Here is a 15,007-nt window from a genome sequence, read left to right on the forward strand (position 1 = left end):
CCTTCTATAACGTAATAATTTGGACTCATTTACATTGCTGCCTAGGTGATTTTGACCCGTTCTATTCGCATTTAATTCCAGCAATATGCTATTATACTACTTGAATAAGCGCAAACGGCAGGAGCCGACTATCGGCTGCGAGAGCCCGTTTCGCTAGGAATGATAAGAATATTGCTCAGTCGAGCATCTCAAAACTGTGCAGAATTCGCAAATTTAAGGGGGATATGAAATGTTATTGAAAAACAAACGCTTTGGCATGATGTTGCTTCTTACGCTCGTCCTGCTCGTTGTAGCAGCTGGCTGCGGCGGAACCAAAGGCACGAATAACGGTACAACCAGGTCAGCTGGTGGCAATGCCGCTACAACGCCGCCCACAGAAGCACCAACAGAAGCTCCTGTCGACGAAGGTCCCGAGCTTCTTGGATCGGACAAGCACCCTGTCGTAACGATTGAGCTTAGCAATGACAAGATTATCAAGCTTGAGCTTTACCCAGAGGTTGCTCCAAATTCGGTAAACAACTTCATATCTCTCATTAATAAAGGCTTCTATGACGGCGTTATCTTCCACCGCGTAATTCCAGGCTTCATGATTCAAGGTGGAGATCCTGAAGGAACGGGCATGGGCGGACCTGGCTACAGCATTCCAGGCGAATTCAGCAGCAACGGCTTCGAGAACAAGCTGAAGCATACGCGCGGCGTGCTCTCGATGGCTCGTACGCAGGACCCGGATACCGGTGGTTCACAGTTTTTCATCATGGTTGCAGATGCCCCATCACTTGATAATCAGTACGCAGCGTTCGGCAAAGTAACAGAGGGCCTGGATGCGGTTGACGAGATCGTGAATCAAACGACCGGAGCCAACGATAGACCTGAAACGCCAATCTCTATGAAAAAAGTGACAGTAGACACGCTTGGTATGACATTCGAAGAACCAACAAAATCGTAATAAGCGATGAGGAGGGCTGATCTGAGCCCCTCCTCTTTTTTTACACCTTAAAACAGCTGCTTCTCGTCACATACTGGATAAACATGCTTAGCAGCACTCCGAAAGGAGGCATGATATTAGGTTCCTGTCATATGGTGGAGGTATATGCCTGCTGCAAAGGGTGGTGAAGCTATGTACGGTTATGGGCCTGTCAACGCGATTCATATAGCGAATTCGCTATATCACTCGCTGCAAGGGAAATACTTCGTAGGCGAGACCGATCAATTAAACCCCACCGACGCTAGCCGAACTTGGGGCGCGTTAGTTAACCCGCCACATTCCGGCGTTAATCTTCATCTAGACATGTTCGTGCTCAGCAATCTGTCGGACGATAAGCTGGTATCACAAATTTGCTTCTGCGCAAGCTTGCCTGCTCACGGGATGCAGTCTCATGAGGTTGCATCAGCGAACCTTGCCCTGCAGCCTGCTCCGCTTCCGCGTGGACAAATCCAATTCGGCAACCGACTGGATACGACTACTCTTACCGCCACCCCTGTTTCTACTCGCGTTATCCCTTCCTATTCGAGCGTCACCAGCGAGAAAGCAGGACACTGGATTATTGGCCCGGGCAAAGCTATTCTGTTCACTTTAACGAGCGCCATTAGCCGTCCAGCTCCCGCAGTTATATCCATTGGCTGGTGGGAAGAGCGTCACTTGGTTGACAACGCTCATATTAGTACTTTATAGTACTAATATGAGCCCAGAAGCCAAAACATCTAATCGTGAAATTGCCCTGCAAACCGCCACTGCCCTGTTCCTTAGCAAGGGCTATCTAGTCACCAGCATGGACGACATTGTAACGGAGAGCAAAGTTTCCAAAACTAATATTTATTATTATTTTAAAAGCAAAGAAGAACTGCTATCCGCGATTATCGGCCGGCTGACGGAGCGATACGAATCGCTTATCGTCCATATCGTGAATCAGAAGGAACTGCCTGTCATGGACCGTCTGCTACAAATGATGCAAGTACTCATCGAACAAGATGCGGACTGTCTCGGCGGCTGCCCATTTCTGACACTATATACACAAACACCGCCCGATTCTCAAGCCATCCGCGAACAGATCAGCCTATTTTTCACAAATCAGCTGACGGTGCTGGAGCAGTTGATTGCAGAAGGCATTGCGACTCAAGAATTCAGCGGAAAGCTGCCGCCGCAACAGACCGCTGCTCTCATTCTAGCCACGGTCGAAGGCGGACTATTCCTACAGCATGCACAGCCAGATTCCATGGTCATGCAGCAATCGCTCCATGCTTTAGCTTCCATGCTAAAGTAATTTTTTTGACCATATTAGTACCGAATAGTACTAATAAATATAAAGGAGTGGAAGCAATATGGCTCACGTATTCATAACTGGAGGAACTGGCTTTCTCGGTACTCAAATCATTATGCAGCTTACTCAGCAAGGCCATCAGGTTACAGCCTTGGTGCGTTCCCCCCATCGTCTAGCCGTTCTTCATGAACAACTAGAGAGAGAACACGCTCTTTCAGTATCCGCTGTTATCGGAGATCTTACATTACCGGGACTCGGACTTTCAGCGGAAGGCCTTCTTTCTCTTCATCAAGCCGATATCATGATTCATGCAGGCGGGCCCATGGATATCATGCTGAGCGAACAGCAAGCCAAATCAGCCTTTCTGGATGCTGCGGGATATATAAGCGAGCTCGCAGCAGCTTTGTACAAGAACGGAAAACTGAAGCACTTTATTCATGTCGTTGGTTTCAAAAGCCCTGTAACCAATGAGAATATAGACCAACCTGATGCCATCATGAAGCTGCTTGAGCACGAATCACCTTATGAGCGAATGAAAATAATGGCCGATGTTCATATTCGCCAACAAGCCAAGGCGAGCGGTTATCCACTCTCCATCGTCAATCCCAGCGTCGTCATCGGCGACTCTATTACTGGAAGCACCGAGCAAACAGGCGGTCTCGGTATCCTTGTCAGTAGTTCTAGGCGGAAGCTGATGGGAACCGTTCCTGGCGGCGGCAAGTTCTGGATCCCGCTCGTCCACATTGACCATACTGCCAAATTCATCGCAGCATTGGTACGAGAACACCAGCCAGAGAATGAAACCTACTATCTGCTTGATGAGCAAATGAAAAGTCCAAGCATGACGGAACTCATCCGTATCATCAATAAGGAGCTTCGCGTACCAGCTCCTATTGGATTTATCCCCTTATCTATTCTAAAGAAGCTGCTGAATACGCCTTTGGGCCGCAAGCTCGGCATTCCGCAGCAATCACTTAGCTTCATCGTTGATTCAGCCTTCCCAATTGAATCAACGAAGACGATTCAGCGCAAATATGAGCTTCCTGCTTCCATAGAAGCTTCTGTACTCCCCCATGTCATCGCTGACCTCGATTACCGACTGTCTCATCGAAATACGGATCTTTCGGGCTTTATACGCGGAAGGCGCGGACCGCTGGCCACACTCGAGAAAAAAGGCAGCGGGAACCCGATACTTATACTGCCAGGTACCTTCAGCGGCGCGGACTGCCTGCTGCCGCTCGCCTCTGAGCTTCATGGCCGCCAGGTTTGGATTGCCGATTTACCTGGTCTAGGGCGTACGCCCTATCATCATTCTAAAGACGTCGTGGAAGGTCACGTCCACTCGATCATAACCGCAATTGCCGAGCAGGAGACATCCGTTACGTTAATTGGACATTCTTATGGCGGCTTACTCGCCGCCAAGGTCATGGAGCGAATACCCAAGCATATTCAGTCCGTATACTTACTGCAGCCCGCGCTTCATAAAGCCAACGTTCACCACCGCCTGCCCAGTCTAAACCGACTAATACTTTCGAAGCTGTCCCCCAGCGTATTGCGCAATACACTCATAAGGCAGGGCTGCTTTGATAACGATGAACAGATCCCTGCTTCCTATATGGAATATGTACTCGCTGAGCTTAGCTCCCCTAGAATCCGAGCTACGCTAGCTGATACGATGGCAGCTTTAACTAAAGCGCGCACCTTTCAGCTTCAACCGAGCAGTTGGAGCGCCGTCCCAACCACCATTCTTTGGGGCGAACTAGACCGCAATTTTTCTCTACCTCAAGCGTACAACAAGCTACCCCTAGAGCGAGTCGCGCGTGGCCATCATTTCCCGATTTCCCATCCCGCCCAGACCGCGCAATTATTGCTCCAAGCCGGACTCTAAGCTCAAGAATTCATCGCACACCAAAAGGCGGTTTCCATTAGGTCTGATCAGACCTCAGGAACCGCCTTTTTTGGAGGTCAGCTAAAAGCTGCCTTCTATTTGTTTTTGAGCATGTTCATAATAATGGTAATGGCATCCGCTCTCGATGCTGTTGCCTTAGGAGCGAATACATTGCCCGTACGTCCTTGAATAATTCCTTTGTCACTTACAGCTTTCACAGCGCCCAGTGCCCATGTCGGAATATCCTTGTTGTCGGTGAAGCTTGTTGTTGCATTGGGATCCAAGGTTAGACCCGAACCTTTTGCAATCATCGACACCATTTCCATCCGTAGAATATTCGCACTTGGACGGAAGGTTCCGTCTGGGTAGCCGCTAATCACACCTGCTTTGACAGCCTGTGCAACCGCATCTTTGGCCCAAGCTGCAATACTTGCTTGATCGGCAAAGGCAAGCGCCTCGCTCTCACCCTCTGCTTTCAGCGCACCCATCAGCATGACAGAAAATTCAGCACGCGTAACCGTGTTGTTCGGCTTGAAGGTACCATCTACATAACCCTTCACGATACCTGCAGCCACAGCCTCTTTAATAGCAGCCTCTGCCCAGTGTCCGGTAATATCCGTAAAGGACGCTCCCTCTTCATCTACCGCAAATACGGCAAATTTCGTGAAATGATCCGTTTTTACGGTAATCGTATTGCCGCTAACTGTTCCACCCATCTCAATCCATTGTTTCTTTGTCTCATCGTAATAGAACACAGAAGCTTTCTTACCCTCTTTAATGAGCGACTGATCGATTTTAAAGGTCAATGTAACCGGAATGGTGAAATTGTCCGGAATCGATTTGAGTATTTCGAATACAGGCGATAACAATTGGCTCGATGCATCCACAATTCCGCCTGTGCTTGCCAGCTTCGTAATCGACAATCTCATTTGTTCCTTCGTCGCTCCAGCCGGGATCGATACCGTCACGCTGTCATCAAGACCTAACGTGCCCGAGCTGCCAGCACCAATAGTAACCTCACCCGTATTTGGAGAAACCGTGCCGCCAGAACCCGACCCATTGTTCCCACCAGGAGGAGTTGTAGGAGTTGGCGTAGGCGTTTCAGCTACATCCAGCGTAATATCCTGCGTACCTACTGTCTCGAACCAGCCTTTAATCGTACTAAATTCATTCGAGAATGCCAGCGATAGCATCAGCATAATTCGTGCATGCTGCGGGTTCAGGTTGTCACCAGCAATAATGCCGGTCCCGCCTCCTGTAATCGTACCAGAGCCCGTTCTTGTTGTCGAAACGAACGTAACACCATTGTCCCTAATAGCTGCAGTACGCGCTGTGCCCATTTTCGAGGAAATGCCCGCCGCTCCTGTACCTGCTGTTACAATGCCTTTCGCACCATCTTCAACCAACGCACGGATTGCACCGCCGCCAGCTTCTTGATAGCTATACACAATTTCTACTTTAGGCAAGCTATCCTTCGAGATGGTCTTTAAGTTAAACGGTGTTTTCCAATCCGCTTGACCAGCCTTCAGTGCACGAGCATTCATACGGTAAATCCGAACTGCCGGATCATCCACATAACCAAGTGCTCCGAACATCGGTGTTTCAAACGTATCCATACGGTGTGCATTACTTTTGGTTACCTCACGAGCCGCATGAATCACGTCATTAAGCATCACTACTGTACCATACCATTTGGTTTTGTTACTTCCCGCAACCTTGATTGCTTGATAAAGGTTGGCAGGCCCATCCGTTCCAATCGCATCCCAAGGTCGCATTGCACCCGTCACAACGACAGGCTTCTCGCTTTGTACCGTTAGGTCAAGGAAATAAGCAATTTCCTCCATCGTATCTGTACCCGTTGTAACAACCGCGCTGTCATAAATTTCAAGAGCAGCATCTACTGCAAGCGATAGATCATAAAGCTCTTTCATTGTGTATCCGCCAGACCCTTTGTTGCCAAATTGGAAGGTAGATACATCAGCGATTTTATCTTTTCTCGGTAGCTGAGCTACCATATCTGCGATCTTATAAGTACCCGCTGAGTAGCTTTGGAAATTCGTCGGGTCGTTCGATCTCACTTGGCCGGCAAGCGTCCCACCTGTCGCAATAACGATCACATTAGGCAGTGGAGAAGCCTCGTACACCGCGCTCAGCACCGGAATGTCGAAGGTCGGCAGTACTACAGGCGCTGGCTCCGCACGAACTGAGCTTGTATAGCCGATCAGTAGCGTGCTGAGGAGTGCTGTAATAAGGAGAGGAACGAAAATTTTCTTCGTTGTTTTTAACTGGCTTATTATGTTCATAACCGTACTCCTCCCCGAGTTTATGGCGTCACCGGTGCTGTTTCAGGCGTTGCTTCTACAGTAGGCTCTGCCGTTGGAGCATCGGTAGCTGCAGGTGCTTCTGTAGTCGGAGTTGGTTCAACAACGACTGGCTCCGTCACATCTGGCTCAACGATCGGTTCTTCAATTAGTTCTTCGACCGTAGTTTTCATTACCGTATTCTCATCAACTGAAATCTCAACATCTTGTGTACCAAATGTCGTAAACCAGCTTCTAATCTTGCTCACATCATTTGTAAATGCTAGTGAAAGCAAAAGCATCATACGAGCATGAGCAGCATTAAGGTTGTCTCCGCCAATGACGCTGCCGTTGCCGCTGTCATAGATAGAGCCTGAGCCTGTTCTTGTCGTCGATACGAATACAACACCGTTATCGCGAATTGCTGCTGTACGTGCTGTACCAAGTTGCGAGGAAATACCGCCTGCTCCTGTACCTGCTGTTACAATACCTTTCGCTCCGTCCGCTACAAGTCCGCGAATAGCGCCGCCGCCTGCTTCTTGGTAGCTGTAAACAATTTCAACGATAGGAAGACTGTCTTTGGAAATCGTTTTAAGGTCGAATGGCGAAGCCCATTCCGCTGTACCCGCTTTTGCCGCTCTTGCAGTAGCACGATAGATTCGCACTGCAGGGTCATCTACATAACCAAGCGCGCCGAACATCGGAGCGTCGAATGTATCATTGCGGTGAGAGTTCGTTTTCGTAACCTCACGAGCTGCATAAATGACATCATTCAGCATAACAACGGTACCAAACCATTTTGTTTTACCGCTGCCTGCTACTTTAATCGCTTGATAAAGGTTGGCAGGACCGTCTGTTCCAATAACATCCCACGGTCTCATTGCGCCTGTTACAACTACCGGCTTCTCACTGCGTACCGTTAGATCAAGGAAGTAAGCAATCTCTTCCATGGTGTCCGTACCTGTTGTGACAACCGCACTGTCATAAATTTCGAGTGCCGCGTCTACAGCCAGCGAAAGATCGTAAAGCTCTTTAATCGTATATCCGCCTGATCCCTTATTTCCGAATTGGAAAGTTGAAACGTCAGCAATTTTATCTTTTCTAGGAAGCTGTGCTACCAAATCTTCCATTTTGAATGTACCAGCAGCATAGTTTTGGAAATTGGTAGGGTCGTCGTTTCTCGCTTTACCAGCAAGTGTACCCCCTGTAGCTACTACAATAACATTAGGTAAGCTTGATGCTTGATGCTCAGATGAAAGAGCTGGAATATCAAAGGTAGGCAATCCCGGCACTTCCTCAGCGCGGACATAGTTATTTTTCGCCATAACCCCAACCATAGCAGCCAATAATGAAAGCACCAGTAAGGGAACGATCACCTTTTTAGCTAACTCACTCTTTACAATTTGTGTCATGTTTCTCTCCTCCTATGTTATATACTTCTCTCTGTCTTATTCAACAGTCTATTTTATGTCACGTTTTCTAACAAGCTCATATTTCGTCATAAAAGCGAATACAACCTGCTTTTACTCATCTTTTTCCACTATTTTCACCGTTTATCTCACTAAATCAAAAATACATTTATTATATTACTTTTGTTTTTCAAAAATAATTAATTGCTAAACAAGTTTAATCATTGTTAATTCATGAAACCAAATTCATTATATTTATATTTTAAAATAAATCATTTATTTACACTATATTTTTATAGCAAAAAACTAATTTTATATTATAACTCTATGCAACTGTAATAATGCTTTTATTCTAGTTAAAATTAAACAATTTTTATTTCGTAAGGAAATATCTCTTTTAGTCACTCTGTTTAATATATGACATTAACTTAACATAAATTCTTCAGTACTATTTTAAACGCTTGCTCTATTTCATTTGTTTGTTCTAATAATGAACATATGGCATCGGTTGACACCCTTAGTTGCCAATGCTATGGTGAACGTGAGCAGGCATTCCGCTTCTAGGGCGGAGTGCCTATCTTTCTATTTGGAAAAGAAGGAGGGGAGAAGTCAGCATGATTCAAGTTAAAGAATTTCTCGATACAGATACGGTATTTGCAGAGAAGAGAGCCAACGAATTTCTAGCCGAGTTAGATGAAGATCAAGTCGTCAATATTTGTTATGGCTCTATGATCAAGACAGGCACATCAGGCAACACCTACCAACGAAGCACAATTCTAATCGTATACAAGCAAAAGTCAGAAAAGTAATAAAGAAAGCGGGTGAACCATCATTAAGCCCCGTCTAAATCATTTGGAACCTCAAGCGACGAAGGGGAACGAGGGACAGGACATTCGAGATACAAAAAAAGATAAGTGGGAGATATTCTTTCTCCTACTATCTAGCACGGCAACAATTGGATTAATTGCAGCAGGAATCGGATACATCGTCTATCTCATCATCAAGCAATAGACACTGCTGCACGGAAGCCTTTAACACTCACTCAGCTCGGAGGTTAGCTATGAACGTTACTACTTGCGATAGACTGTTTATGTTAAAAAGCGGAATATTCACTAAGCCATAGCACCCTCACCTCCTCTCAAAATGGAAAAAGCAAGCTGCTTTGCCTCTACGGCATAAGCAGCTTGCTTTTTCTTTAGTGTATGTTTAAGCGTCACGCTCGCTCCTGTACAACAGAACGGCCAGCTCGGAAATGTCCTTCGCTAGGGCGTTCAAGACCAAGATGCTCGCGGAGTGTATCACCTGTATAATCCTCTCGGAACAACCCGCGCTCCTGCAGAATAGGTACAACCTGATCCACGAAGTCATCAAGTCCACCGGGCAGTACAGGCGCCATAATGTTAAAACCGTCGCATCCGTACTCTTCGAACCAAAGCTGGATTAGATCTGCCAACTGGACGGGCGTTCCAACGAATTGCAGATGCCCTCTCGCACCTAGCATCCTTCTGCCAAGCTCCAGCATCGTCAGCTTCTCGTTGCGTGCCATATCCATAACTAACTGTACGCGGCTTTTCATGCCATTCGATGCCTCTACGGGATCTGGAATTTCAGGAAGCTGGTCATTAAGCGAGTATTTGGTTAAATCCACGCCCAGAAAAGCGGATAGAAAAGCGGTAATATGGGCCTCAGGAATCAGCTCCTGCAGCTGCTGATAACGCAGCTTAGCCTCCTCCTCGGTTGCTCCCAGAACGGGAGAGAGACCTGGCATTATTTTCAGACTGCCGCGCTTTCTTCCGTAATCACCTAGACGACTATTCACACTTTCATAGAACGCCTTAGCCGCCTCCAGCGATTGCTGCGCCGTGAATACAACCTCGCCAATAGAAGCTGCGAATTCCTGTCCGGGTTCCGAAGAGCCTGCCTGAATCAGTACAGGATAGCCCTGTGGAGATCGTGGAACGTTCAGAGGCCCTTTCGTAGAATACCACTCGCCGTTGTAATCGACAGGCTTCACCTTTGCCTCATCGGCAAACTGCCCGGCCTCACGGTCAAGCACCAGCGCCCCATCCTCCCAGCTATCCCATAGGCGGGTCACGACGTCTACGAATTCCTTAGCCATCTCGTATCGCAAGCTATGCTCTGGATGCTTAGGCCTGCCGTAATTGTGTGCTTCAAGATCAAGCTGAGAGGTCACGATATTCCACCCAGCCCGTCCTCCGCTAATATGATCCAGTGATGAGAACTTGCGAGCGACATTATATGGCTCGTTATAGGTAGTCGAAACCGTAGCCGTTAACCCGATTTTCTCCGTCGCCGCCGACAAAGCCGAGAGCAGCGTAAGCGGCTCCAGCATACCTGCAACAGCTTGCCCTACGTTCGTTGCATACAGCAAGTCCGCAAAAAAGAGCATATCGAACTTTCCACGTTCTGCCGTCTGTGCCAGCCTACGATAAAACTTTACATCGAACATGCCCTCGACGCCGGAATCCGGATGCCTCCAACCCGCGTGATGATGGCCTGAGTAATAGATGAAAGCGCCGAGATGGAGTTGCTCGTGCCGTTTCCCCATAATGTATGACCTGCCTCTCCGAACTTATATAGGTTAACCTTTATACGTATCCCGCCAGCGCAGCCACCTTGTTTCCAGCAGCTTAACCGCCGAGTCCGACAGCTTGCCGAACACCGCGAACATAATAATGCCAACGAATACGATCTCTGTCTCTGAATACGCTCTAGCATCCTGTATCATGTAACCAATACCTGCACTCGTGCCCATCATCTCGGCAACGACAAGCAGCAGCCATGACGCGCCAAGCGACAGTCTTACCCCCAGCAAAATATTAGGAAGTGCAGCTGGAATAATGAGCTTCGTCACCTGCTGCAGGCGCGTGTACTGAAAAATACGCGATACCTCATACAGCTTGGCATCTGTGCTGCGAATTCCTAGATATGTGTTCACATATACGGGAAAGAAAGCACCTAAGCCTATCAACAAAACCTTCGAGAACTCCCCAATACCGAACCATAATATAAACAAAGGAATGACCGACAGCAGCGGCACTGTTCGCAGCATTTGCAGCGAAGGATCAAGCGTCTTCTCGACCAGCTTGCCAAGCCCCGCCGACAATCCGAGCAGCAAGCCCAGTGAAGTACCAAGCAGAAAACCGAATCCAGCCCGGTAAATGCTGATGCTCAAATGTTCAGCCATCTCACCGCTGGCACAAAGTGCTAGAAAGCTTTTGACAATACTAGCCGGCGCCGGAAGCAGCGTTGCCGACAGAATGCCGAGCCCACTGACGATCTGCCATACAACAACGACAAGGACAGGTACGATCCATCCATGAAGCGGCCTCGGGATTCTGCTAAGCCAATCAGAACCAGCAGCCTTACCGGCCGTTTCCCGCGAAACAGACTGCCCGCTCATGACACTCCCTCCCCTTTATAACTGTCCTGCCAGCGCAGCAGACGCTTCTCCAGCAGCTTAACGAGCGAATCTGTCAGCTTACCGACAACCGCAAAAATAATAATGCCTACAAAAACAACGGAAGTGATCATAAGATAACGAGCATCATTAATTAAAAATCCGATACCCGAGCTAGACCCCATCATCTCCGCTACAACAAGACCGAGCCACGCAACACCGATAGATAATCTCACCCCAAGAAGCACGTTCGGGAGCGAGGCCGGCAGGACAAGCTTTGTAATCATCTGCCAGCGGCTGAACTGCAGCACGCGTGCTACATCGAACAGCTTGCTGTCCACTGAGCGGATGCCAAGAAAAGTATTCACATACAGCGGGAAAAATGCACCCTTGGCAATCAGCAATATCTTCGACGACTCATCAAAGCCGAACCATAATATAAACAAAGGAGCTACTGCCAAATGAGGCAGGGTACGAAGCATTTGGAGCGATGGATCAATTAGTCTCTCCGCCCTATAAGAGAAGCCTACCCATAAACCAGCTGCCAGCCCAATCCCGCCTCCAAGCAGGAAACCTAGAAGCGCACGCCATGAGGAAACACTAAGGTGGTAGAAGAGTTCACCTGACATCGTCAGGGCAACGAATTCCTCCACAATCAATCCCGGGGTTGGCAGCAGAGTTGGGTTCAGCCTGCCCATCATACCCGCTATTTGCCAGACAGCCAGTAAGCCAAGTGGCAGCAGCAGACTTAACAGCAAATTAACGGTTTGAATGGAGAAGCGGCTTCTAGTCCGCTTCTTCTTTGCTTTAACAGCTTTGCGCAGCGCGCTTTCCGCTCCTCCTGATCCAATCATTGCGAACGCCTCTTTTCTTTACTATGCCTCTATGATTTCAATGCTTCTTCGATGTATTGATTGTCGAACACTTCGGAAACGTCAATTTTTTTGCGAATGGTTTTAATTTCGAACTGGAAGTCTGCCGTTTTCTGCTGCTCAGCAATGATCTCTTCTGTTACCGGAATACTGATTGTCTTAGAGCGCGTGAAGATCGCTTCAATAACCGGTGCCGGTACGCTGCGTTCTGCCGCATAACGTTCGATAGCTTCGTCCCAATTGTCGTTCTCCCAAGCGAGCGCTTTGTTCCAAACCTTCAAATACAGCGTCACCAGCTCTGGATAATCGTCAGCCAATTGCTTTCTTACAATATAGAAGGAGGGCGACAGAACGCCTAGCTGCTCACCGTCAACAAGCACCTTCGCTTTATCCTGCAGCGTGTTCAGCGTAATGTTCGGATCCCAAGTTGCCCAAGCATCTACTTTACCCGTTTCGAATGCAGGCTGTGCTTCATCCGGCTGCAACTGAATAATTTCCAATTCAGAAGCCTTTAGCCCAGCTTCTTCAAGACCACGGTATAGAAAGTTATAGGCATTGCTGCCTTTGGCAACGGCAACCTTTTTCCCTTTCAAATCTTCAATCGTCTGGAGCGTGCTATCCTTTGGAACGATAATGGCAACATTGCTCTTGCCTTCCAACGCTTGTGAGATGACTTTAAACTTAATATCTGCTGCTTGCGCCGCGATAATTGGCATATTGCCTAGACCTGCAAAATCAAGCCGGTTGGAAGCAATTGCTTCCGTCATCGGTGGCCCGCTTTGAAATTCTGCGTACGTTACTTTAACACCAAGCTTGCCAAACTCCTCGTCGAACCACTTCTCCTCTATCGCTTTCCCCATTAAACCGCCGCTTCCTTGGTACCCAATGTTTACCGTAAGCCCTTCAAAGCTCTTCGCTTCCGTTCCGCCAGTATTTTCCGACTTTTCGTTCTCTGCCTTATTGTTATTTGGTGCCGCGCACCCGCTAATAAATACCGCCAGTAGTATAAATGCTGTCGTAAGCAAGCGTAATGATTTCATCGTCCATCTCTCCCCAATGTTTGTTTTATAGCCGCTATTTCTTCTTTAAATATGGGCACCCTCGTCCACAGCCGGCCCTTCGACCTTCTCGAACTCATTCAGCACCTTATGTCTCAGCTCTTGAAAAGCATGACCCGCCCGCTTCCGCGGATAAGGCAAATCAATGGGCAATATGCTGCGGATATGACCTGGACGCGGATTCATAATGACCACTCGCTCGCCTAGGAACACCGCCTCATCTAAATCATGTGTCACGAACAGCATCGTCGTCTTATTGCTCTGCCAAATGTCGAGCAGCACTTCCTGCATATGCGATCTGGTGAAAGCATCAAGCGCTCCGAACGGCTCATCAAGCAGCAGTATGTCCGGGCTGCGGAGCAGCGCCCTCGCAATCGCAACACGCTGTGCCATCCCGCCCGAAAGCTCCCTCGGATAAGATCGCTCGAAGCCTTGCAGACGTACAAGCGCAATGAGCTCATCTACTCGCTTACGCACCTCCGGCTTCCTAAGCGATAGATTCGCCGCAATATTCTTCTCCACCGTTAACCAAGGAAATAGGCGCGGCTCTTGAAAAATAAATCCTTTCTCAATGCTGGGCCCATCAATCGGCTTCCCATTGACCAGCACTGTGCCTTCGTACTTCGTGTCAAGGCCCGCTACAATCTTGAGCAATGTGCTTTTGCCGCAGCCGCTCGGTCCAATAATTGTAATAAACTCCCCCTGCTTCACCTGTAGGCCGATGCGATTAAGCGCGATAACATCGCCCGAAGGTGTAGCGAATGTCTTATTAAGTTCATGTACAACGAGCATTTCTGCGGCCATTAGCTGCCCCTCCTTTTAAAATATATTATTAACACCTGTTTACTTGGTATTGTGATAAAATAAAAAGATCTAACGCGTATGGGTACAAACGTTAAATCTCCAGTTGTCTGGTCGATTCGTTTATATACAAAGCAATTAACAATTCGAATATATATTCGGTTTGTTATGTTGCTTATTTTGCGGCATCGTTTATTTTTTGTCAATTCTTTTTTTCTATCATGATTTAACCCAATCACTTAACCTCGAATAACCGAATCATAGCCTCAACATTCATCTCTACCGGAACCTCATAATCAGGCGGGCGCTGGAGCGTCAGACCTTGAATCATGCTCACGAAATAAAAGGCCAGCTGCAGCGGGTCCTCATCAATAATCGTCCCTCGACTAATGCCATCTCGCATAATCTCGGCAACAGGAGCAAGATTAGCTGTAAACCGATCCGTAATCGCTTTCTTTATTTCTGGAGGGGTTGCTTCTGAGAGCCTTGCCGTATGCATAAGTATTGTGAACGCCCAATTGGTCCGTAGGGAAAGCCACGAAGTGAGCATCATTCTAAGCTTCTCTATGGGTTCAATGTCCATTGCTGCCAAGCCAGAAACATGCATGCCATAGCTCGTCTGTCCGGATCGCAGCACCTCACTGAAAATCTCTTCCTTCGAGGCATAATAGTGATAGACATTGCCTACGCTAACCTTCGCTTCCTTCGCAATATCTTGTATACTCGTTAACTGGAAGCCATTTATCGCCATAACCTTGAGCGCACTGTCTAGAATGTGCTGCATGCGTTTCTCACGCATTAATTTGTCCTTCTCCACGTTTCTTGGTGACAAGCCATGTCCTCCTCAATCATAAACTCATTTGCGCTATACCACGCTGTTCATCCTGCCATTATACATGGAAATACGATGGGCAGTCATTTCTGAGCAATCAGAAGAAACGGCTGTCTCTGTCCTTTTCCTAAATTTCAAAAAAAGCCGTCCCTCCGACATACAATCGCC

Annotated in this window: 13 protein-coding genes; 5 read left to right on the plus strand and 8 right to left on the minus strand. The window is 47.9% G+C overall.

Annotated features, from left to right (window positions below):
- Window positions 1-229: 229 nt before the first annotated feature.
- The 4 genes from FGT79_RS22030 (at window position 230) to FGT79_RS22045 (ending at window position 4,146) form a co-directional block, all read left to right on the plus strand.
- Window positions 230-946, plus strand: coding sequence for a peptidylprolyl isomerase (locus FGT79_RS22030; RefSeq protein ID WP_138754998.1), 717 nt, complete (start codon window positions 230-232; stop codon window positions 944-946).
- Window positions 947-1,090: 144 nt separating this feature from the next.
- On the plus strand, window positions 1,091-1,672 hold the full coding sequence (locus FGT79_RS22035) for a DUF6143 family protein (protein ID WP_138754999.1): 582 nt from the start codon (window positions 1,091-1,093) through the stop codon (window positions 1,670-1,672).
- Window positions 1,644-2,261 (plus strand): TetR/AcrR family transcriptional regulator, encoded by a 618-nt coding sequence (locus FGT79_RS22040; protein WP_246096549.1) that lies wholly within the window; start codon window positions 1,644-1,646, stop codon window positions 2,259-2,261. The genes FGT79_RS22035 and FGT79_RS22040 overlap by 29 nt, the downstream gene beginning before the upstream one ends.
- Before the next feature lie 58 nt (window positions 2,262-2,319).
- Window positions 2,320-4,146, plus strand: a complete 1,827-nt coding sequence (locus FGT79_RS22045; RefSeq protein ID WP_138755000.1) for an alpha/beta fold hydrolase — start codon at window positions 2,320-2,322, stop codon at window positions 4,144-4,146.
- A gap of 95 nt (window positions 4,147-4,241) precedes the next feature.
- On the opposite strand, the gene FGT79_RS22050 is transcribed toward FGT79_RS22045, so the two are convergent.
- Both FGT79_RS22050 and FGT79_RS22055 read right to left on the minus strand, forming a co-directional pair.
- Window positions 4,242-6,449 carry an asparaginase domain-containing protein gene (locus FGT79_RS22050; RefSeq protein WP_138755001.1) on the minus strand — a complete coding sequence of 736 codons (2,208 nt, stop codon included), beginning with the start codon at window positions 6,447-6,449 and terminating at the stop codon, window positions 4,242-4,244.
- A 20-nt stretch (window positions 6,450-6,469) separates the two neighbouring features.
- On the minus strand, window positions 6,470-7,858 hold the full coding sequence (locus tag FGT79_RS22055; protein WP_138755002.1) for an asparaginase: 1,389 nt from the start codon (window positions 7,856-7,858) through the stop codon (window positions 6,470-6,472).
- Window positions 7,859-8,469: 611 nt separating this feature from the next.
- On the opposite strand from FGT79_RS22055, the gene FGT79_RS22060 reads away from it, so the two are divergent.
- A complete protein-coding gene (locus FGT79_RS22060) occupies window positions 8,470-8,664 on the plus strand; it encodes a sporulation protein Cse60 (RefSeq protein ID WP_138755003.1) in 195 nt (64 codons plus the stop codon).
- Window positions 8,665-9,068: 404 nt separating this feature from the next.
- On the opposite strand, the gene FGT79_RS22065 is transcribed toward FGT79_RS22060, so the two are convergent.
- The 6 genes from FGT79_RS22065 to FGT79_RS22090 all read right to left on the minus strand — a co-directional run bounded on the left by FGT79_RS22065 (window position 9,069) and on the right by FGT79_RS22090 (window position 14,839).
- Entirely contained in the window at window positions 9,069-10,424 is a 1,356-nt protein-coding gene (locus tag FGT79_RS22065) for an LLM class flavin-dependent oxidoreductase (protein WP_138755004.1), read from the minus strand.
- Between the two features lie 33 nt (window positions 10,425-10,457).
- On the minus strand, window positions 10,458-11,279 hold the full coding sequence (locus FGT79_RS22070; protein ID WP_138755005.1) for an ABC transporter permease: 822 nt from the start codon (window positions 11,277-11,279) through the stop codon (window positions 10,458-10,460).
- On the minus strand, window positions 11,276-12,130 hold the full coding sequence (locus tag FGT79_RS22075; RefSeq protein WP_138755006.1) for an ABC transporter permease: 855 nt from the start codon (window positions 12,128-12,130) through the stop codon (window positions 11,276-11,278). Before FGT79_RS22075 ends, FGT79_RS22070 begins: the two co-directional genes overlap by 4 nt.
- 29 nt (window positions 12,131-12,159) lie before the next feature.
- Complete coding sequence (locus FGT79_RS22080) at window positions 12,160-13,188, minus strand: aliphatic sulfonate ABC transporter substrate-binding protein (protein WP_138755007.1); 1,029 nt, start codon at window positions 13,186-13,188, stop codon at window positions 12,160-12,162.
- Window positions 13,189-13,233: 45 nt separating this feature from the next.
- A complete protein-coding gene (locus tag FGT79_RS22085; RefSeq protein ID WP_138755008.1) occupies window positions 13,234-14,010 on the minus strand; it encodes an ABC transporter ATP-binding protein in 777 nt (258 codons plus the stop codon).
- A 232-nt stretch (window positions 14,011-14,242) separates the two neighbouring features.
- Window positions 14,243-14,839, minus strand: a complete 597-nt coding sequence (locus tag FGT79_RS22090; RefSeq protein ID WP_138755009.1) for a TetR/AcrR family transcriptional regulator — start codon at window positions 14,837-14,839, stop codon at window positions 14,243-14,245.
- Window positions 14,840-15,007 lie beyond the last annotated feature (168 nt).

This window comes from Paenibacillus sinopodophylli, assembly GCF_005930355.1.
Lineage (GTDB): Bacteria > Bacillota > Bacilli > Paenibacillales > Paenibacillaceae > Pristimantibacillus > Pristimantibacillus sinopodophylli.